Origin of the sequence: Frateuria sp. YIM B11624 (assembly GCF_049727805.1) — a bacterium.
In the GTDB taxonomy this organism is placed as follows: Bacteria; Pseudomonadota; Gammaproteobacteria; order Xanthomonadales; family Rhodanobacteraceae; genus Frateuria_A.
Genome location: NZ_JBCNYA010000015.1, coordinates 1 through 18,875 on the forward strand (window position 1 = coordinate 1; position 18,875 = coordinate 18,875).

Consider the following 18,875-nt stretch of genomic DNA (forward strand, 5'->3'; position numbering starts at 1 on the left):
TTCGGACCATGAGCAAAAAAAATCACCGAGCCGGTGATCCTGCGCGCGCTGGAGGGCAAGCCAAGCTGCTTCCGCGATGCCCGTTTCCACCTGGAGCGGCACGGCTACCGCGAGCGCGCCTACTTCGACTACTGGGTCAGCCCGGTGCGCGACGAAAGCGGGCAGGTGATGGGCGTCATCAACGAGGCCATCGAGACCACCCAGCGCGTGCTGGCCGACCGGCGCCAGCGCTTCCGCACGCGGCTGGGCGATGCGCTGCGCGACCTGACCGATCCGCGCGCGGTCATGGCGGCCGCCGCACGACGGCTGGGCCGGCACCTGCGCGCGGATCGCGTGGGCTATGCGGAGGTGGACGACACCGGCGAATACTTCACCGTCGAGCGCGACTGGGTCAGCGGCGACATGCCCAGCGGCGTCGGGCGGCATCGGTTGAGCGAGTTCGGCCCCAGGCTGGTCGCCGAGGCGCTGACTGGCGCGACCATCCGCGTCGACGACCCGTTCGATGACCCGCGCGTCGACCCGGAGGAGGCGCAGGCCCACCATGCCTTGGGCGGCCTGCGCGCGAGCCTGACCGTGCCGCTGGTCAAGAACGGAAGGCTGGCGGCGTTCCTTTCCGTGCAGCAGCGCGAGCCGCGGCGCTGGACCGACGAGGACGAGGAACTGGTGCGCGAGGTGGCCGAGCGCACCTGGGCGAACGTCGAGCGCGCCCGCGCCGAGGCGGCGCTGCGTGCCACCGGCAACCGGCTCAAGCTGATCCTGGAGAGCACCACCGGCTACGGCATCCTGACCATCGACCTGGAGGGCCGGATCACGCTGTGGAACCCGGGTGCCGAACGCCTGCTGGGTTGGCGCGAGGAAGAGGTGCTGGGCCAGCCGGCGGACATCTTCTTCACCCCGGAAGAGCGCGCCAGGAACGTGCCCGAGCTGGAGATGAAGCGCGCCGCCGAGACCGGCCGCGCGGCGGACGACCGCGAACACGTGCGCAAGGACGGTTCGCGCTTCTTCGCCAGCGGCCTGATGATGCCGCTGCGCAACGGCGGCGGCCGGCTGCTCGGCTACCTCAAGGTGCTGCGCGACCGCACGCTCGAACACCATGCCAGGGAGGCGCTCGAGCGCGGCGTGGCCGAGCGCACCGCCGAGCTGGCCGCGACCAACCGCCAATTGCTGGCGCAGATCGAGGAGCGCGAGCGGGTGGAGGCCACGCTGCGCCAGATGCAGCGGCTCGAGGCGGTGGGCCAGCTGACGTCCGGCGTGGCGCACGATTTCAACAACCTGCTCACCGTGATCAGCGGCAACATCGGCATCCTCGACCGCGCGCTCGACGCGCCCGGGGTCGACCCGCACCTGCGCCAGCGGCTGGGCCACATGCGCGACGCCGCCACGCGCGGCGCCAAGCTCACGGCGCAGTTGCTGGCGTTCTCGCGGCGCCAGCGGCTGGAAGCCAAGGCGGTCGACCTGAACGGCATCGTCGCCGGCATGCGCGACCTGCTGCAGAGTTCCATGGGCGGCTCGGTGCAACTGACGATGAAGCTGCAGACGGCGCTGTGGCCCGCGCTGGTAGACCCGACGCAGATCGAGCTGGTGATCCTCAACCTGGCGATCAACGCACGCGACGCTTCGCCAGTCGGCGGCGAACTGATCGTGGAAACCGCGAACGTGGCGCTGCGCGAGCCGGCCGCGCGTCCGGAGGAGCCGTGCCCGGGCGACTACGTGATGGTCGCGGTCACCGACCACGGCAGCGGCATGGCGCCGGAGGTGCTGGCGCGCGCGTTCGAACCGTTCTTCACCACCAAGGAGGTAGGCAAGGGTTCCGGGCTCGGCCTGGCGCAGGTGTACGGCTTCGCCAAGCAGTCCGGCGGCGGCGTGCAGATCCGTACGCGGCTGGGCGAGGGCACCTCGGTCAGGGTGTTCCTGCCGCGCGCGGCCGGCGCCGTGACCGGGGTGGAAGACGTGCCCCCGCCGCTGTCGCACGCGCGGACCGACACGGCGCGGCAACGCATCCTGCTGGTCGACGACGACACCGACGTGCGCGAGGTGACTGCCGCGATCCTCGCCGAGCGCGGCTACGAGGTGATCGAGGCCGGCAGCGGCGGTTCGGCGCTGGACGTGCTCGACCGCGAGGGCGCCTCGGTGGACCTGATGCTGATGGACTACGCCATGCCCGGCATGAACGGCTCGGAGGTGGCCCGCGAGGCGCACGCCAAACGGCCTTCGCTGCCGATCGTGTTCCTCACCGGCTATGCCGATTTCGCCGCGTTCAAGGAAATCGGCGACGACCACATCGTCAGCAAGCCGTTCCGCGAAGAGGACCTGCTTGCCAAGGTGCAGGCGGTGCTCGGCGCGGTCCGGCACGATGGCGCGCCTCGCCCGCATGCGTAGCGCCATGCGCACTCGGGTTTCCCACGGCGCAGGGACCTTGCCTGCGCGCCGGGCGACCGGGGCGGACCGAGCGGCCCCATGCGTTGCATCTGCCCGACGCCGGGCTCAAGCTGGCTACCGCACCGCCGATACAACGATCTGGAGCCTCGTCCCCGGGCGGTACCCGGGCGCTTGCGGAGAGCCCTGGTTTTGAACCTGTCTGTCGTTCCCGATTTCCTCGCCATCGGCGGCCTGGTGCTGGTGTTCGCCGCACTGCTCAAGCGCACCCGGCAGATCCTTCCACGCTACTGGCTGGTCGGTTGGGCAATGATCCTGGTGCACATCGTCGCGCAGTTCATTGAGCGCAACCTCGCACCGGGTGCCGCGGCCGACGCAGCGCTGGCGGTTTCGCTCTCGATGCTGCTGCTGACCAGCGTGGCCTTCATCTGGGCCGGCTCGGACACGCGGTTGGCCTGGTGGCGCGCCCTGGGGATCACGCTGCTGGCGGCGATGCCGGACGTGGCGTTCTTCGTGTTCGCGGCCTACGGCGTGGAGGCGCGGCTGCCCTATCTCGCCTGCACCGCCATCGGCCTGGGCTCGACCGCCTGGGTGTTCTGCCGCGACCGGCGCAGACCCCGCTGGTGCGTGCCGGCGCTGGTCGGCATCTATGCCTTGCAAGGCGTGTTCGCCTGGCACGGTGCGATCGACCAGGCGCTCAACTGGATGCTGTTCTGGCACTACCTGGCGGTGGCGTTCTGCTTCTACCGCGGCGCGGCCGCGCCCTCGGTGGGCGCGGTGTTCACCACGGTGAGCTTCGTCGCCTGGGCGGCGGTGTTCCCGGTGGCGGCCGCGCTCGATCCGTGGCTGACCGGCTGGGGCATCGAGAACGAGGCGTGGAATCTGCCCAAGTTCCTGGTCGCCACCGGCATGATCTTTACCTTGCTGGAGGAGCAGATCGGCCATGCCGAGCATGCCTCCCAGCACGACGCGCTGACCGGCCTGCCAAACCGCCGCGTGTTCACGCACCGGCTGGAACAGGCGCTCAAGCGCGCGCGGGAGAGCGGCGGGCGCATCGCGATGCTGGTCATCGATCTCAACGATTTCAAGCGCATCAACGACACGCTGGGCCATGCGGCGGGCGACGCGCTGCTGCACTTCGTGGCGCAGCGGCTGCAGCAGGGCGTGCGCGCGGGCGACACGCTGGCGCGGCTGGGCGGCGACGAGTTCGCCGCGATCCTGCCGGAGGTGGCCGACCGCAACGCCGCGCAGGCCCGTGCCGAGCGCCTGGCGCGGGCCTTCGACGCCAGCACCGAATTCCAGGGGCAGCGACTGTCGATCGGCGCGAGCATCGGCATGGCCCTGTACCCGGACGACGGGCAGGACGAGACGCGCCTGTACGCCGCCGCCGACCGCGCGATGTATGCCAGCAAGCTGGCCGAGCGGCCGGGGCAACCCGGCGGCGCGGATCCGGAGCCGGCATAGGCCGTCGCTCGGATCGGCGGCAGGACTTTGCTGCCAGCCGCGTGGCGCGCTAGTCGCCCGAGGAATTCCTGTCGTGCGCCGAGGCGTCATGCGCGCCCGGCGCGTCGTGCGCATTGCGCTGCGCCTGCGGCAGCGCGCGCGCCTGCTGGTGCTCGACCAGCCAGCGGCGGAAGCCCGCTTCGTCCACCGGGCGGCAGATCAGGTAGCCCTGCAGGCCGTCGCAACCGAGCCGCTCCAGCGCCAGCCGCTGCGGCACGCTTTCCACGCCCTCGGCCACCGTGGCGATGCCCAGCCGGTGCGCCACGTCGATGATGAAGCCGGCCAGCGGGTTGGTCGTATTGGGCGTCAGTTCGCTGACGAAGGCGCGGTCGACCTTGAGCACGTCCAGCGGCAACCGCTGCAGGTAACTCAGCGAGGAATAGCCGGTGCCGAAGTCGTCCAGCGCCAGCCGGAAGCCGGCCGCGGAAAGCTGCTCGAGCGTTTCCAGCGCGCTGTCGAAATCGCGCAGCAGCGCGCTCTCGGTCAGCTCCAGTGCCAGTCGCGAGGGCTCGATCCCGGCCGCGCGCACTTGCGCCTCCAATTGTTCCGCAAAGCGCGGCTGGCTCAATTGCCAGGCGCTCACGTTCACGGCCAGGCGCCCGCTGAAGGGCACGCCGTCGCGGTCCCAGCCGCGGATGTGCGCGCACGCCTCGCCGATGACCCAGGCGCCGAGCGCGTGGATCAGGCCGGTTTCCTCGGCCAACGGAATGAACACGGCCGGCGACAGTTCGCCCAGTTGCGGGTGGTGCCAGCGCAGCAGCGCCTCGGCGCCGACCAGTTCGCCGCGGCGGTTCACCTGCGGCTGGAAGTGCAGGGCGAACTGGGTGGGCATGCGCTCCTGCTCCAGCGCCGTGCGCAGGCCGCGCTCCAGCGTCAGGCGCGTGTCGGCCTCCTGCTGCATAGGCTCCAGGAACAGCCGCACCGCATTGCGCCCGGCCGCCTTCGCGCGATAGAGCGCGATGTCGGCGCGACGCAGCAGGTCGGCCACGTCCTGTTCGCCGGCGGGAAACAGGGCCACGCCGACGCTGGCGCCGACCGCGAGGATGCGGCTGTCCACCATCACCGGCTCGGCCAGCCGCGCGACCATGCTTTCGGCCGCCTGCTGTGCCTGCGCCTGCACCGCCGCGGTGGAGCCGGCCAGCGGCCCGAGCACCAGCACGAATTCGTCGCCGCCCAGCCGCGCGAGCATCGCATCGGTCGGCGCGGCGGCGAGCAGGCGGTCGGCGATCGCTTCGAGCATGCGGTCGCCGATCGGGTGGCCCAGTGCATCGTTGATGGTCTTGAAGTTGTCCAGGTCGATCAGCAGCACCGCGCCATGCTGGCCGCGGGCCAGCGTCTCGGTGTGCAGTTCGGCCAGGTGGTCGAGCGCGCGCAGGCGGTTGGGCAGGCCGGTGAGGCTGTCGTGGTAGGCGACGTGGCGCAGGTTGAATTCCGCCTCGCGGCGGATGTGCGCCTCGGCCTCGAGCCGGCGCGTGGTCTGTTCCAGTTGCACCGTGCGTTGGTGCAACTGGGTGGCCAGCGACACGCCCATCAGCAGGACGAAGGGCAGGAACGAGAAAGCGTCCAGGTAGGGATAGTGGTGGCCCAGCGCGTCGACCACGATGTCGCCCCACAGCAGTGCGGCGAACTGCGAGAGCAGGCAGATCGCCAGCAGCGCGCCGCGCAGCCGCTCGCCCCCGCGCATCTGCGTGACGGCCAGCGACAGCGCCCACAGGAAGGCGACGTAGGTCAGCGCGTGGAACAGCAGCCCCCAATTCGAGGGGACGCCGGCCAGGCCATACAACTGCTCGCCCCACGGCAGCGCGATGCCCGCACCGGGCGTCACGCGGGTAAAGAACAAGGTGCCGGGCAGGTCCAGGTTGAGCCAACTGAAGAAGCCGGCCGCCGCGCCGACCGCCAGTTGCAGCCGCGGCTGGGCCGGGCCGCCCGTATAGGCACGGATGAACACCACGAACGGCAGGAACGAGATCGCCGCCGCACCGATCATCGCGCGCATCGCCGCGGTCGCCACCGGCAGGCTGCTCGCGGTGTGCAGCAAGGCGTTGGAAAAGGACAGGATGGCGACGCACAGGCAGAGCATCGCGTAGGACAGGTACACCGCCTCGCGCCTGCGCCACAGGCCGATGACGGCGAACTGGGTCCCCGACGCGAGCGCGATGCCGGCGGTGGCTACCAGCGCGGCGGTGTAGTAGCCGAAGATGACGGGACCCGTGTCGATCATGCTCCCCCCTGCATGAAAGGGCTGCCGGCCCACGATAACCGAACTGCGGCAGGCCGCACAGCAGCGGCCGCCATGACGCGAGGCCGGCGCACCTGCTGCCTCACGCCGCGTTGGTTCCCTCGGCCCATGCCATGTTGGCCACCGCGCCGGAATCGCCCAGCGGCGTCTCGATGGTGCAGACCACGCCGCCTGGCGCGAACTCCAGGGCGACTCTGCCGCCGATCTCGTGGCGCAGGCCGCGCTCGATCAGGCGCGAACCGAAGCCGCGCCGCGCCGGTGGCACCACCGCAGGGCCGCCGGACTCGGTCCAGCGCAGGCGCAGGCTGCCGTTGGCGGTCCAACTGATTTCGATGCGGCCATCCGCATTGGACAGCGCGCCGTACTTGACCGCGTTGGTGCCCAGCTCGTGCAGCACCATGGCGAAGGCCAGCGCATGCCGTGGCGGTAGCCAGACCTGTGGGCCGGCAGCGTGCAACCGGTCGTGGTGCTGGTCGCGGTACGGCGCGATCGCCTCCTGCACGATGCCTTCCAGCGGCGCGCCGCCCCAGCTCTCGCGGGTGAGGATGTCGTGCGCCCGCGACAGCGCCATCAGGCGTCCTTCGAACTGCTGCCGCGCCTGCTCCGGCTCAGTGCCGGGCCGGAAGCTCTGCATCGCCATCGACTGCACCGTCACCAGCGTGTTCTTCACGCGATGGTTGAGTTCGTTGAGCAGCAGCCGCTGGTGCTGTTCGTGGCGCTTGCGTTCGGTGATGTCGTTGAAGATCACCGCCACGCGCCGGCGCGTGCCGTCATCCAGGCGGCAGGTGTAGACGTCGAACACGCGTCCGTGGGTGATCAGGCCATGCTCGAAGCGGAACGCTTCGCCGCTGCCGATGATGCTGTCGAAAGTGTCGTACCAGGACGCCGCCGCGTCCGGGAACACCTCGCGCATGGTCCGCCCGACCACCCCTTCGATGCCGGTGTGCTTGGCGAAGGCTGGATTGGTCACCAGGTAGCGGTAGTCCGACGGCAGGCCCGGCGCGGTGTCGACCTTCTCGACCAGGCAGAAGCCCTCGTCGATGGCGTCGAACAGCGCGCGGTAGCGCCGCTCGCTCTCGCGCAGCGCGCGTTCGGCGCGCGCGCGCGCCACCGCCGCCCAGGTGCGTTCGGCGACCTCGCCGAGCAGGGCCACCTCCTCGTCGCGCCAGCGCCGCGGCTGGCTCTGGTGGACGTAGAAGGCGGCCACGAAGCGGCCGCCTTTGATCAGCGGCACGCTCACGCCCGCACGCAGGTGGCCGGCGCCGGCGTAGGCCTTCGCGGCCCCGCGCGTGCGTGCGTCCTCCAGCGTGTCGTCGAGCACCACGGTCTGGCCGGCGCGGTACTGCGCCACCACCGCCTCGCCGAAGTCGGCCAGTGCCACGCGGCCGGCCAGGCTGGGCATGGCGCCGTCGGTCCAGTCGCGTTCGACCACGAAGAACTGGCCGCAGTCGGTCACCTCGCCATAGCCGCAGCGGCCCACGCGCAGGTGGCGGCCGACCATCGCGGTGACCCTTGCCATCAGCCGGGCGGCGTCGTCGAGCCCGCGGATGCGGTCGCCGAGCTGCAGCAGGAAGGACTGGCGCGCCTCGCCCTGGCGTAGGCGCTCTTCCATGCGGCGGCGCTCGCTGGTGTCGCGCGAGACGCCGACCACGCGTTCGACCCGGCCGTCTTCGCCGCGTACCGGGCTCCAGACGAACTGGTAATAGGCGCGCGTGCCGGTAGGGCTGGTCAGGGATAGCTCATCGTCGACGGCCTCTCCTGTTTCGAAGACGAGTCGGATGTGGCTGTCCAGCCGCTGCACGAGGGCCTGCGGATAGCCAAGCTCGCTGAACGTCTTGCCGATCGGATCGTGTGCCGTGCCGAGCAGCCGGCGCATCGCATGGTTGGCGTAGGCGAAGCGGTGCTCGCGGTCGATTGCATAGACATAGTCGGTGATCGAGTCGAGCATGCCGGCGATCAGGCGGGACTGCCGCTTCGCAACGCCGCCGTCGTCGGTCCGCCCGTCCGTGAAGGCGGTGGCGGCCCCGCACAGGCGCTCCATCAGCGCCCGCTGTTCGCAGTCGAGCTGGGCCTTTGCCTCGGTGGCGCTGCGCAAGCGGACGAGTTCGGTTACGTCTTCGGCACGGTGGATCACTAGCGCGACCTCGCCGCGCGGATCGAGCATTGGCGTGTTGATCACGCTCCACCATCGTTGGCCGGGCGATCCTTCCTGCGCCACCATCGGCAGAGTGTCCGGGGTGCGGTTGGCGAGGACGCGCTCCAGCGACGCGCGCAATTGAGCCTCGATCGGCCGGCGGTTGGGCCAGCGGGCGAAAACCTCGTAAACCGGGCGGCCCACCAGGGTTTCGCGCGGTTCGCCGAGCGCACGCAGCGAGGCGGCGTTGGCGGCCACCACGTGGAAGGACGGCGGGGCGAGCAGCAGCAGGGGCACCGGTGCGGACTGGAACAACGCGTGGAAGTTCGCGCCCAGCCCAGTGTCATTCATCAGTTCCCGCAGGCGTTGTCCGGCGCGGACCTGCGCGGTGCTTTCGATGGCGGTGTGCAACGCGCCAACGACGACGCCATAGCGGTCGCGGATGGCGGAAAAGCTGAAGGTGAAAAAGCGCTCGTCCGGCACGCCCGCCGGGCTGTCGAGCAGCACCGGCCAACTTTCCGCCAGGGTCGGCTCACCGCTGGCGAAGACCCGGTCCAGCATCGGACGGATCAGTTCGCGCGCGTCCGGCCAGTTCTCCAGCACGGGGCGGCCGAGGATGGCCGGATGGCGTTCGCGTGCGATCGGCCGATAGGCGTCGTTGTAGAGCTGCAGGCGCTCGTCGCCCCACAGGATGGCGGTGGGAATGGGCGAGGCCAGGCAGATGTCGAGCGCGGTGCGCAGGTGCGGCGGCCAGCCGGCGATCGGTCCCAGCGCGGTAGCGGCCCAGTCGTGGCGGCGGATGCACTCCACCATTTCGCCCGGACCTACCGGCCAGGAGGAAGCATGGCGCGTGCTCTGGACCATGGAAAGCTCCAAGGTGTCGACCGCACCGGCATCATGGCAGCAAGTTTTTGCGGTAAAAAGCTGACGCGGAAGGTTTTTTGCATCCGCGCCCCCAGGGTGGCGGCGTGCCACGGTGGCCTGTCGATTCCTACCTTGCCCGCCCGTCGTCTCGATGAAGGCGCCGCCGGCGCCCCGCCACCAGGAACCGTCATGCGCACTTTCGCCGACACCCTCCGCCGCCTGCTGCCGATCGTGCTGCTGGTCCCCGCCGCCGCCTCCGCCGCGACCGTGCGCTACACGCTCGATCCGGACCACACCTATCCGAGCTTCGAAGCCGACCACATGGGCATCTCCACCTGGCGTGGCAAGTTCAACCGCAGCAAGGGCTGGGTTGAGCTGGACAAGGCCCGGGGCAGCGGCAGCTTCGAGGTGAGCATCGCGCTGGACAGCATCGATTTCGGACAGGACGCGCTCAATGCCTGGGCCCGCGGCAAGGATTTCTTCGACCTCGCCCATCGCCCGCACGACGCCGTCTACAAGGGGCGCCTGGCCGGCTTCGTCGACGGTGCGCCGACGCGCGCGGAAGGCACGCTGACGCTGCATGGCGTCACCCGTCCGCTGGAACTGCGCATCGACCACTTCAAGTGCATGCCGCATCCGATGCTCAAGCGCGAATGGTGCGGCGCCGATGCACTGGGCAGCTTCGACCGCGGTGCCTACGGGCTCGACGCAGGCAAGGCGTACGGCTTCGACATGCAGGTAGCGTTGCGCATCCAGGTCGAGGCGCTGCGCGACAAGTGACGCGCGCTGCGCGATTCCTCGCCGGTGCCTTCACGCCGGCGCGCGCACGCTCCGAAGCGTTGGCGCATCGTGCTTTCCTCGCCGGTGGTGGCACCCCGGCTCCCCGCAACCCCTTGCGGCAGCCCATGGCTGAAGTCAGGGTAGGGAAGCGCGATGCGCCGATTCTTTCGACGGCATCGCGGCGTCCGACACCGGAGACAAGCTCTGGTCCGACAACGGCTATTCGCTGCGGCTACGCGCCCCAGTACATCGCCACGTCCGGGAGCGACGTGTATTGCAGCGGCCCCCTTTGCCGTGCCGCAGCAATCCCGACGGCGACCTGCGCGGGAGCGGCGACTGACGCGCTAGTAGGGCGTGCCGTCCTTGTGGGTGAAGCCGCCATCGCCTTCCACGTAGAGGTCGATGTCCGGGTAGTGGCAGGCGTCTTCGGCCGAGCGCGTGCCGATCTCTAGGTATACCGCCGTCTCGCTGCCGCGGTTGATCAGGTGGTGGCCGTCGGCCACGTTCTTCGGGAAGGCGGCGCAGTCGCCGGCGCGCAGCGGCTGCTCGCCGGCGTCGGTGACCAGCACCAGCTCGCCGGAGAGCAGGTAGACGAACTCGTCCTCGCGGGTGTGCCAGTGGCGCTGGCTCGACCAGCCGCCCGGCGGCAGCCGGGTCAGGTTGACGCCGAAGTCGGACAGCCCGCCGGCATGGCCCAGCGCCTGCTTGATGCGTCCCTGCGCTGCCTGCGCAAAGGGGGCGGGATAGCCCGAGCCGCGGCGCTCGGGAACGCTGGGAAGGTCGATCTTGGGCATGGTGGGGTGCTCGTTGCGGGGAAGCCTCCATTGTGCACCGCCCGCGGCTCCTACAATGGATGGCTCCTCGTCCCGTACCGGTTGCCATGCAACAGACTTCCCTCGGCGGCTTTGCCGCGGCGCATCCCACCGACCGCCTGTTCTTCGCCGTGATGCCGCCGCCGGAGGAGGCCACGCAGTTGGCACGGCTGGCAGATGGCCTGCGCGAAAGCCTCGGCCTGAGGGGCCGGCCGCGACCGACCACGCACCTGCACGTGACCCTGCAGCACCTGGGCGACTTCGCCGGCCTGCCGCAGCAGCGAGTGGAGGATGCACGCGCTGCGGCCGTAGGCGTGGCGCTGGACGCGTTCGAGGCGCGCTTCGACCGCGTGGGCAGCTTCGCCGGGCGGCCCGGCAAGCATCCGTTCGTGCTGCTCGGCGCAGGCGACGCCCCCGGTTTGGGCGAACTGCATGCAAGCTTGGGCGCGCGGCTCGCCGCAGCGGGCCTGGGGCGGCGCGAGCGGGCGTTCGTGCCGCACGTGACCTTGCTGTACGACGCGCGCAACGTGGCGGTGCGGCCGGTCGATCCGCTGGGCTGGACGGCGCGCGAGTTCGTGCTGGTGCACAGCCTGCTCGGGCGCACCGAATACCGCGTGCTGGGCCGCTGGGCGCTGGGCCGCTAGCGATCGGCGCGCACACGGTCGCGACAACCCCCGGGCTACGGTGCGGGCATGAAGAACAAGGGCAAGCGACGGCGCGGCCTGATCCTGCTGCTGGTGGCACTGCTGGTGCTGCTGGTGCTGGGTGCGCTGCGCTGGCGGCACCAGTTCCGCGCGGCGCCCACGGACGAGGCGCTCAACCCCGCCGCGGGCGCGTCGGCGCGCTGAGCCATCAGTCCTTGCTGTCGATCACCTGGCCGTTGGCGGGGTCGACGGTCAGCTTCACGCGGTGGTCGTTCTTGTCGTCCGCCTTGGCGTGCCAGACGCCGTCGTCGAAGTCCACGTCGTGCACGTTGGTGTAGCCCTGGGTGGCGAGCGCGGCGCGCACGTCGTCCTTGCTCAGGCGCGAGACTTCCTTGTCCGGGTACACCTTGCCGGTCTTCGGATCGATGCGCAGCTTGACGTCACTGCCGTCGGCGCTGTCCGCCTTGGCGCGCCACACGCCGCCGTCGAACTTGAGGTCGTCGATGTCGGTGTAGCCCTGGTGGATCAGCGTCTCGCGCACCTGGGCTTCGGTCATCGCCTGCTGCGCCAGCACCGCGCCGGAGACGCCCAGGGCCAGCGCGAAGGTCGTCGAAGCGAGCTTTTTCATGGCCGTTCCTCCATGGGAGTGATGCGTCCGAGTTTTCGGGCGCAAGCGGCAATGGACGATGAAGAAGCCGTGAGGCGCATGGCGTGTATTCAGCAGGCGCCTCGCGTGGACCTTCCCCCGTTCACGGGGGAAGGTGCCCGAAGGGCGGATGGGGGAGGCCTTGCGAAAGGCCCGCCCGGACATTGCGCTCAAAAGCGCCCCCATCCGCCTGTCGGCACCTTCCCCCGCGTTCGCGGGGGAAGGCTCGGCAGGTGAGGCTGCGGTCAGCGGTCCAAACGGTCGAAATGCGTCAGCGCGTTGAACACCAGCGGATAGCTGCCCAGCGTCTCGCCGCGCCAGATCGGGTTGCCGGCGAACAGCAGCACGTGGCCCTTGCCGTAGCTCGCCTGCACCACGGCCGCGCGTTCGGCCATCTCGCTGCCGCCGTCGAGCAGCCCCGAGACCAGCAGCCGCTTGGCGTCGGCGAAGCGCAGGATCACCCGCGGCCGCTGCTTCTGCGGAATCACCCAGGGGTTGTTGTAGGCCTGGTCCTCGTTGAGCGGCAGCGCCTGCCAGGGCTTGGCATCGGGCAGTGCGGGGGGCGGGGCGAACGGACGGCCTTCGGGGACGTCTTCGTCCTGCGGGCCGCCGCGGCCGGTGGGGCGTTCGGCGTCGCGGGCGCTGGGCAGGCCGTGGTCGCCAGTCAGCAGATTGGACACGGTGAAGGACTGGCCGTCCGCGCTGTACAGCGCCAGGTGCTCGCCGTAACCGTCGGCGACCGGGCTGTCGCGGTCGACCACGTCGGCTTGCAGCACGCTGCCGACCACCTTGAGCTTGGCTGTGGGCGTCACGGACACGCCGGGCGCCAGCCCCGCGTCGATGGCGAACTGCGCGGTGTCCTCGGCGGTGACCAGCAGGCCACCCTCGTGCACGAAGCGCTTGAGGTTGGCCAGGCCCGCCTCGCCCAGGCCCGGACGGATGTCGGGCGTGCTGTCGATGTGGCCCAGGTTGGGCGTGAGCGGGCTGGTCTGCCAGGGCATCGGGTTGCCCCACATCGGCAGGCCATCGACGATGCGGCGCAGGCTGGCGCCGCCGACGGGGGCGAACAGGATGGCGTCGTATCTCGCGCGCAGGTCGGGCATGCGCGCCACGTCCTGCGTGCTGATGTAGTCGTAGCGCACGCCCAACTGGTCCAGTGCCATGCGCCACCAGCCTTCGGTCTGCGTGCTGAGCCAGGTGTGCATTAGCGCGATGCGCGGCAGCTTCGCGTTGGCCGCGTCGATGCCGGCCAAGCCCGCCGGCACGTCCACTTGCGCGTCCAGTTTCGCCATCGGCGCCTTGAGCACGTCCGGGTCGGTGACGCGCACCACCTCGACGTCGAACAGGTCGCCCATCGACCAGCCGGTGTCGTCGTAGGGATGCTGCTGCGGGTCCTTCGGCGACCAGTATTGGCGGTCGAGCAGGGTATCGGCGATGCGCGAGTAGGGCTGGTCCATGCGCACCACGTAGCTGCCGGCGGGGAAGCGGCGCGTGCGCGGCTTCTTGTCCCCGCCGCTGGCGGGCAGGGTCACGCTGAAGGCCGCGCTGGCGCGGCTGATCTCCACGTGCTGGCGCTCGAGCACGCGCAGCAACTGCGCCTGGGTGCCGCGGCGCTTGTCGTCGCCCGGCAGCACGTAGGCGGCGGGGCCGGCCTCGGTGGGCTTCTCGATCGAGCGTTTGGCCTTCAGGTAGAAGTTCTTCAGGAAGCCCTGGCCGTTGCGCGCGAAGTAGTCCAGCGCGGTGAGCACGCCGGTCTGTTCGTAGTTGTTGTTGTTGCGCTGCGACCAGGTCACCTCCGGCAGCGGCGGGTTGGGCCGGTACCAGGTGCGCTCGTACTCGGAGGGGTCGAGGATGCGCTTGCGCGTGTCGGCGCCGCCGTTGCCGAAGGTCTCGTACAGGCGGCTGACGCCGTTGTGCATGGCGGCGATGAACATCAGATACCCGGGGCTCCAGGTGTCGAAGTCGCCATGGGTGAACACGCCGGGCAGGCCGAGCTGGGTCATCTTCTGCACGTTGTCCCAGCCGAGCTGCTGCCACTCGCTGGTGAGGATCGGGTCGATCCAGGCGTTGTAGGGGCCGTCGCCGACGGTGTTGTCGTAGAGGAAGGGCACCGACTCGTGCAGGTCGTGCAGCACCTGCGCGTGCCAGCCGATGTAGGTATCGGCGACGTTGCGGGTCAGCGCCAGGGTCATGCCCATCGCGTCGCGGTTGTTGTCGTGCGCGACGTAGTGGCCCCAGTAGAGCAGGCGCGGATAGTTCTTGCCGGGGTTGGCCTTGTGCCAGTTGTAGAGGTCGACCATGCGGTCGCGGCCGTCCACCTCGACGATCGGCGTGATCAGCGTGATCACATGCGAGCGGATGTTGCGGATGTACGGCGCGTCGTCCACCGCCAGGCGGTAGGCCAGTTCCATCAGTGCGGTGGGTGCGCCGGTCTCGGTGGAGTGGATCGAGCCGGTGATGTAGTAGACCGGCGTGGTGTCCCTGATCAGCGCGTCGGCCCTGGCGTCGTCCATGCCGAGGGTGCGCGGGTCGGCCAGTTGCGCCAGGCGGGCGTCGTTGGCTTGGAGGTTAGCCAGCAGCGACTCGTCGGCGACCGCCACGGCGATCATCTCGCGGCCTTCCTCGGTCTTGCCGATGCTGAATACCTTCACCCGGGGACTCGCGGTATCGAGTGCGCGGAAATAGCGGTAGACGTCGGCCGAATAGGGCAGCCAGTCCGCCGCGCCGGCGATGTGGCCGAGCACCTGCAGCGGCGTGGGCACGCCGGGCGAGGCCGGCAGGTAGTCGGTCAGCGGCGTGTTGAACTGCGGGTCGGTGGTGAACTTGCCGATCTGCGCGGTGTAGGCCGGGTCGACCGGCTGCGCCGGGTCGCGCGCGAAGGCGCTGGCGGCCAGGGTATCGGCCGCATGGGCGCAGAGGCAGGTGGCGGCCAGCGCGAGGCCGGCAAGGCAGGGCAGGAAGCGCATGGATGCTCCGGAATGCGATGGCGGGGCCACTCTGCCATTGGCGGGTGGCGCAAGGGTAGTCTCCGGGCTGCGGCCGCGCCGGGCGGCAAGGCAGCGGCCAGTCCCACGATCTACACGGGACGAGCGGACCGGCGGTTTCCCCCATGCCGGCGGCGGGCTAGCGGGTCTTGCTGCGGCCCAGCGTGATCCAGGTCGGTGCGTGGTCGCTCGGATGCGGCAGGGCGCGCACCCAGCGGTCCACGCCGGCGTCCTTCAGCCGCGGCGTCAGCGCGCGGTTGAGCAGCAGGTGGTCGATGCGCAGGCCCGAGTTGCGCTCCCAGTGCTGGCGGAAGTAATCCCAGAACGTGTACACGCGTTCCTCGCCGAAGCGGTGGCGCAGCGCATCGGTCCAGCCCTGCGCCAGCAGGTCGGCGTAGCGCTCGCGGCTTTCCGGTTGCAGCAGCGCATCCTTGCGCCAGGAGCGCGGGTTGTAGATGTCCTCGTCGGTGGGCACCACGTTGTAGTCGCCGGCCAGCACCACCGGGTGTTCGCTGTCGATGAGGCCGTGCGCGTAGTCGAGGAAGCGGTCGAACCAGGCCAGCTTGTAGTCGAACTTCGGGCCCGGCTGCGGGTTGCCGTTGGGCAGGTAGAGGCAGCCGACGATCAGGCCGTGCGCGGCCGCTTCCAGATAGCGGCTCTGCATGTCCTGCGGATCGCCCGGCAGGCCGCGACGGCTTTCCAGCGGCTCGGCGCCGCGGGCCAGGATCGCCACGCCGTTCCACGAGCGCTGGCCGTGCCAGATCGCACCGTAGCCGGCGTCGCGGATCGGGCCGACGGGAAAGGCCTCGTCCGGGGCCTTCAGTTCCTGCAGGCAGGCCACGTCGGGCTGTTCGCGCTCCAGCCAGGCCAGCAGCGAGGCCAGCCGCGTGCGCACGCCATTGATGTTGAAGGTGGCGACCTTGAGCGGCTTGCGGGTGGCCACGGCGTCCTCCTCAGTACTGTGTCGCGCCCAGCGCGGAGAGCCAGTCCAGCACGCGGCGCGTCCACGGGCGGTGTCGCCACTGCTCGAGGGAGAGTTCCTGCGACTGTGCGATGTCGCGTTCGACGACTTCTGTCATCTTCGCCGCAAAGCCGCGGTCGAACACCAGCACGTTGGATTCGTCGTTGAGGCTGAAGGAACGGTTGTCGAAGTTGGCGCTGCCTGCGATGGTGAGGTAGTCGTCCACGATCATCAGCTTGTTGTGGAACATGGCCGGCTGGAAGCGCCAGATGTGCGCGCCGGCCTGCAGCATTTCGCCCCATCGGTTCTGCGACGCGCTCTTGATGATCTCGCTGTCGACATAGGGACCCGGCACCACCATGCGGATGCGCACGCCGCGCGCCAGCGCGCGCTTGAGGGCTGCCATGGTCAGGTCGTCCGGGACGAAGTAGGCCGCCTCCAGGTCGATCGAGCGGCGCGCGCCGTCGATCGCCATCAGGTACATCAACTGCAGGTTTTCGCCGCCGCCCTCGGGCGAACTGGCGACCGTCTGCACGGCGACGTCCCCGGCCGGCGGCACCTCGGGGTAGTACTCCGCGCCGAGCAGCGCCTGGCCCGTGGTGGTGATCCAGTTGTCCTCGAACACTGCCTGCATTTGCAACGCGCCCGGGCCGGTGATGCGGATCTGCATGTCGCGCCAGATGTCCGGCCGGTCGCCGTGGCCGTTCCATTCGTCGGCGATGCCCACGCCGCCGGTGAAGGCCACGCGGCCGTCGACGATCAGCAGCTTGCGGTGGGTGCGGTTGTTGAAGCGGTCGATGTCGTACCAGCGCAGCGGATGGAAGTACTCGAAGTGCACGCCGCCGTCGCGCAGCGCCTGGACCACGTCGTGGTGCATCTTGACCGAGCCGACCCAGTCGGCAATCACGTGCACCCGCACGCCGGCGCGGGCGCGCTCGGTGAGCGCCTGCACGAACTCGTCGGCGACGTGGCCGGACCAGTAGATGTAGGTCTCCATGTCCACGCTGGTCCTGGCCGAACGGATCGCCTCCAGCATGGCGGGGAAGATTTCCGCGCCGTTCTGGAAGTCCTCCACCGCGTTGCCCTCGATGATGGGTGGGCCGAGCAGGTTGCCGATCTCGCGACGGAACTGCGGGCTGTCGACCGGGCTCAGGGGTCCCAGCGGATGCACCAGTTGCTGGGTTTGCGGGATCAGGTTGAGCACCAGCACGCCGATCGCCAGCGCCGCGAAGGCGCCCAGGGCCGCCCATGTCAGGCGCCGCTTCCAGTTCGGTCGTGGCGGCGGACATCTGTCGCCGGTGCTCGCGGATTCGGCCGGCATCTCTTCTCCTGGACCACGGTGTCGGTGCAGCGCATTGCTACCGGACTCATCATCCGGCGCTGGCGTGCAGCGGGGGTCAACGTCTTCACCCGACCGGCACCGCCGCGGTTGTCTGCTGTGTGCGGTGACCGGTTCCTGGGAGAACGCATGACCGACAAGGCGGTACGCCGGGTGGAGCGCCGCGCCGACGTGCGCCGCGCGCTGGCCACCAGCACGGCCACGCACCACAAGCACAAGCGCCCGGTGCGCTCGGGGCACAAGCTCTGGCTGGGCATCTACGCGCTGGTGCTGGCCGTGCTGTGCGTGCTGTTCTATCTCCTGCGCCTGGAGCTTTTCGGCATCCTCGGCCGTTACCTGCCGATGGCCCGGCGCGCCACCGTGGGCGCGATGGCGGTGGTGCTGACGCTGGCCGCGGCGCGGCTGGTGCGGGCCTTCGCGATCGAGCGGGCGCAGACTGCGGTCACGCGCTACAACCTCAAGCGCATCCTGAGGCTGGTCATCTACGTCGTGCTGGCGCTGATCGTGGTGTCGGTGCTGTTCGCCAACTGGTACGCGGCGGTGGCGTCGCTGGGGCTGATCTCGCTGGTGCTGGGCTTCGCACTGCAGACGCCGATCACCAGCTTCATTGGCTGGGTTTACATCCTGGTGCGCGAGCCGTACCGCGTCGGCGACCGCATCCAGATCGGCGACGCCACCGGCGACGTGATCGACGTGACCTACCTGGACACCACCTTGTGGGAGGTCGGCGGGCCGTACCTGTCCTCCGACCACCCGAGCGGACGGATCATCAAGTTTCCCAACGCCAACGTGCTGACCAGCGCGGTCTACAACTATTCCTGGCCGGTGTTCCCCTACGTCTGGAACGAGATCAAGTTCCAGGTCGCCTACGACAGCGATTTCGCCTTCGTGGCGCAGGTGATGCGCGAGGCGGCCGAGGAGGAGCTGGGCGAGGCGATGCTCGATCGTGTACGCACCTTCCGCGAGGTGCTGGCCAGGACGCCGGTGGACGAGCTGCAGGTGAACGAGCGGCCGTCGGTGCTGTTCCGCATCAATGCCAATACCTGGGTCGACGCGATCGTGCGCTACGTGGTGGATCCGCGCCATGCCGGCAGCGTCAAGACACGGCTGATCGGCACCATGCTGGCGCGGCTCAATGCGGAGCCGGAGCGGGTGAAGTTTCCGAAGGGGGACAATCGCTAGGGGGGGCGATCTTGTGGCAAGCGCGGCCCCTCACCCCAGCCCTCTCCCCGAAGGGGAGAGGGAGCCAGAGGCCCCCTTACCCCAGCCCTCTCCCGGGCGGGGAGAGGGAACCGGATATCTCGGCGCTGTGGACGGTGTGCGACCAGCGTTGCAGCGTCTGGTAGAGCCGCTCCTGCCGCGTGAGCACGCCCTGGTGGCAGCCCTTGGGCCGGGTCTGGTCGATCGGGTCGCGGCTCAGCGCACGCCAGCGCTTGACCAGCTCGGCCGGCGCCGGATGCGATTCGATCAGCGCACGCAGCACCAGCGACATGGCTTCCACTTCGTTCTTCAAGCCGTCCAGCTCGTTGCCGACCTGGGTGAAGGACACCGGCCGGCTGCTCGGAATCTCCATGACAGCTCCCTTGGCTCTCG

14 protein-coding genes are annotated in these 18,875 nt (G+C 69.8%); 6 read left to right on the plus strand and 8 right to left on the minus strand.

Annotation, left to right across the window (positions count from 1 at the left end):
* Window positions 1-33 precede the first annotated feature (33 nt).
* Both AAIL17_RS09320 and AAIL17_RS09325 read left to right on the plus strand, forming a co-directional pair.
* Window positions 34-2,379, plus strand: a complete 2,346-nt coding sequence (locus AAIL17_RS09320) for a response regulator (protein ID WP_424682553.1) — start codon at window positions 34-36, stop codon at window positions 2,377-2,379.
* A 189-nt stretch (window positions 2,380-2,568) separates the two neighbouring features.
* Entirely contained in the window at window positions 2,569-3,840 is a 1,272-nt protein-coding gene (locus AAIL17_RS09325) for a diguanylate cyclase domain-containing protein (RefSeq protein WP_424682554.1), read from the plus strand.
* Window positions 3,841-3,889: 49 nt separating this feature from the next.
* On the opposite strand, the gene AAIL17_RS09330 is transcribed toward AAIL17_RS09325, so the two are convergent.
* Together AAIL17_RS09330 and AAIL17_RS09335 are read right to left on the minus strand one after the other, a co-directional pair.
* On the minus strand, window positions 3,890-6,100 hold the full coding sequence (locus AAIL17_RS09330; RefSeq protein ID WP_424682555.1) for a putative bifunctional diguanylate cyclase/phosphodiesterase: 2,211 nt from the start codon (window positions 6,098-6,100) through the stop codon (window positions 3,890-3,892).
* Between the two features lie 100 nt (window positions 6,101-6,200).
* Window positions 6,201-9,116, minus strand: a complete 2,916-nt coding sequence (locus tag AAIL17_RS09335) for a PAS domain-containing protein (RefSeq protein WP_424682556.1) — start codon at window positions 9,114-9,116, stop codon at window positions 6,201-6,203.
* A gap of 189 nt (window positions 9,117-9,305) precedes the next feature.
* On the opposite strand from AAIL17_RS09335, the gene AAIL17_RS09340 reads away from it, so the two are divergent.
* Entirely contained in the window at window positions 9,306-9,896 is a 591-nt protein-coding gene (locus AAIL17_RS09340) for a YceI family protein (RefSeq protein WP_424682557.1), read from the plus strand.
* Between the two features lie 344 nt (window positions 9,897-10,240).
* Here AAIL17_RS09340 and AAIL17_RS09345 read toward each other — a convergent pair whose 3' ends face one another.
* The gene (locus AAIL17_RS09345; RefSeq protein ID WP_424682558.1) at window positions 10,241-10,690 is read right to left on the minus strand and encodes a cupin domain-containing protein; all 450 of its coding nucleotides are present in this window, start codon (window positions 10,688-10,690) and stop codon (window positions 10,241-10,243) included.
* Between the two features lie 86 nt (window positions 10,691-10,776).
* Between AAIL17_RS09345 and thpR the strand changes: the two genes are divergently transcribed.
* The gene (gene thpR / locus AAIL17_RS09350; RefSeq protein WP_424682559.1) at window positions 10,777-11,352 is read left to right on the plus strand and encodes an RNA 2',3'-cyclic phosphodiesterase; all 576 of its coding nucleotides are present in this window, start codon (window positions 10,777-10,779) and stop codon (window positions 11,350-11,352) included.
* 48 nt (window positions 11,353-11,400) lie between these two features.
* A complete protein-coding gene (locus tag AAIL17_RS09355) occupies window positions 11,401-11,556 on the plus strand; it encodes a hypothetical protein (RefSeq protein WP_424682560.1) in 156 nt (51 codons plus the stop codon).
* 4 nt (window positions 11,557-11,560) lie between these two features.
* On the opposite strand, the gene AAIL17_RS09360 is transcribed toward AAIL17_RS09355, so the two are convergent.
* The 4 genes from AAIL17_RS09360 to AAIL17_RS09375 form a co-directional block, all read right to left on the minus strand.
* A complete protein-coding gene (locus AAIL17_RS09360; protein WP_424682561.1) occupies window positions 11,561-11,980 on the minus strand; it encodes a PepSY domain-containing protein in 420 nt (139 codons plus the stop codon).
* A gap of 263 nt (window positions 11,981-12,243) precedes the next feature.
* A complete protein-coding gene (locus tag AAIL17_RS09365) occupies window positions 12,244-14,964 on the minus strand; it encodes a M14 family zinc carboxypeptidase (protein ID WP_424682562.1) in 2,721 nt (906 codons plus the stop codon).
* 157 nt (window positions 14,965-15,121) lie between these two features.
* Window positions 15,122-15,925 carry an exodeoxyribonuclease III gene (gene xth / locus AAIL17_RS09370; RefSeq protein WP_424682563.1) on the minus strand — a complete coding sequence of 268 codons (804 nt, stop codon included), beginning with the start codon at window positions 15,923-15,925 and terminating at the stop codon, window positions 15,122-15,124.
* A 10-nt stretch (window positions 15,926-15,935) separates the two neighbouring features.
* On the minus strand, window positions 15,936-17,198 hold the full coding sequence (locus tag AAIL17_RS09375) for a phospholipase D-like domain-containing protein (protein WP_424682632.1): 1,263 nt from the start codon (window positions 17,196-17,198) through the stop codon (window positions 15,936-15,938).
* Between the two features lie 213 nt (window positions 17,199-17,411).
* Here AAIL17_RS09375 and AAIL17_RS09380 point away from each other — a divergent pair, with 213 nt between their 5' ends.
* The gene (locus AAIL17_RS09380) at window positions 17,412-18,464 is read left to right on the plus strand and encodes a mechanosensitive ion channel family protein (protein WP_424682564.1); all 1,053 of its coding nucleotides are present in this window, start codon (window positions 17,412-17,414) and stop codon (window positions 18,462-18,464) included.
* A 76-nt stretch (window positions 18,465-18,540) separates the two neighbouring features.
* Here AAIL17_RS09380 and AAIL17_RS09385 read toward each other — a convergent pair whose 3' ends face one another.
* Window positions 18,541-18,855, minus strand: coding sequence for a hypothetical protein (locus AAIL17_RS09385; protein WP_424682565.1), 315 nt, complete (start codon window positions 18,853-18,855; stop codon window positions 18,541-18,543).
* Window positions 18,856-18,875 lie beyond the last annotated feature (20 nt).

What these genes read in the sequence shown, in the direction of transcription:
- AAIL17_RS09385 (WP_424682565.1), bottom strand. Translation starts at nt 18,855, where the DNA reads ATGGAGATTCCGAGCAGCCGGCCGGTGTCCTTCACCCAGGTCGGCAAC.
- AAIL17_RS09360 (WP_424682561.1), bottom strand. Translation starts at nt 11,980, where the DNA reads ATGAAAAAGCTCGCTTCGACGACCTTCGCGCTGGCCCTGGGCGTCTCC.
- AAIL17_RS09330 (WP_424682555.1), bottom strand. Translation starts at nt 6,100, where the DNA reads ATGATCGACACGGGTCCCGTCATCTTCGGCTACTACACCGCCGCGCTG.
- AAIL17_RS09340 (WP_424682557.1), top strand. Translation starts at nt 9,306, where the DNA reads ATGCGCACTTTCGCCGACACCCTCCGCCGCCTGCTGCCGATCGTGCTG.
- AAIL17_RS09365 (WP_424682562.1), bottom strand. Translation starts at nt 14,964, where the DNA reads ATGCGCTTCCTGCCCTGCCTTGCCGGCCTCGCGCTGGCCGCCACCTGC.
- thpR (WP_424682559.1), top strand. Translation starts at nt 10,777, where the DNA reads ATGCAACAGACTTCCCTCGGCGGCTTTGCCGCGGCGCATCCCACCGAC.
- AAIL17_RS09380 (WP_424682564.1), top strand. Translation starts at nt 17,412, where the DNA reads ATGACCGACAAGGCGGTACGCCGGGTGGAGCGCCGCGCCGACGTGCGC.
- AAIL17_RS09335 (WP_424682556.1), bottom strand. Translation starts at nt 9,116, where the DNA reads ATGGTCCAGAGCACGCGCCATGCTTCCTCCTGGCCGGTAGGTCCGGGC.
- AAIL17_RS09355 (WP_424682560.1), top strand. Translation starts at nt 11,401, where the DNA reads ATGAAGAACAAGGGCAAGCGACGGCGCGGCCTGATCCTGCTGCTGGTG.
- AAIL17_RS09345 (WP_424682558.1), bottom strand. Translation starts at nt 10,690, where the DNA reads ATGCCCAAGATCGACCTTCCCAGCGTTCCCGAGCGCCGCGGCTCGGGC.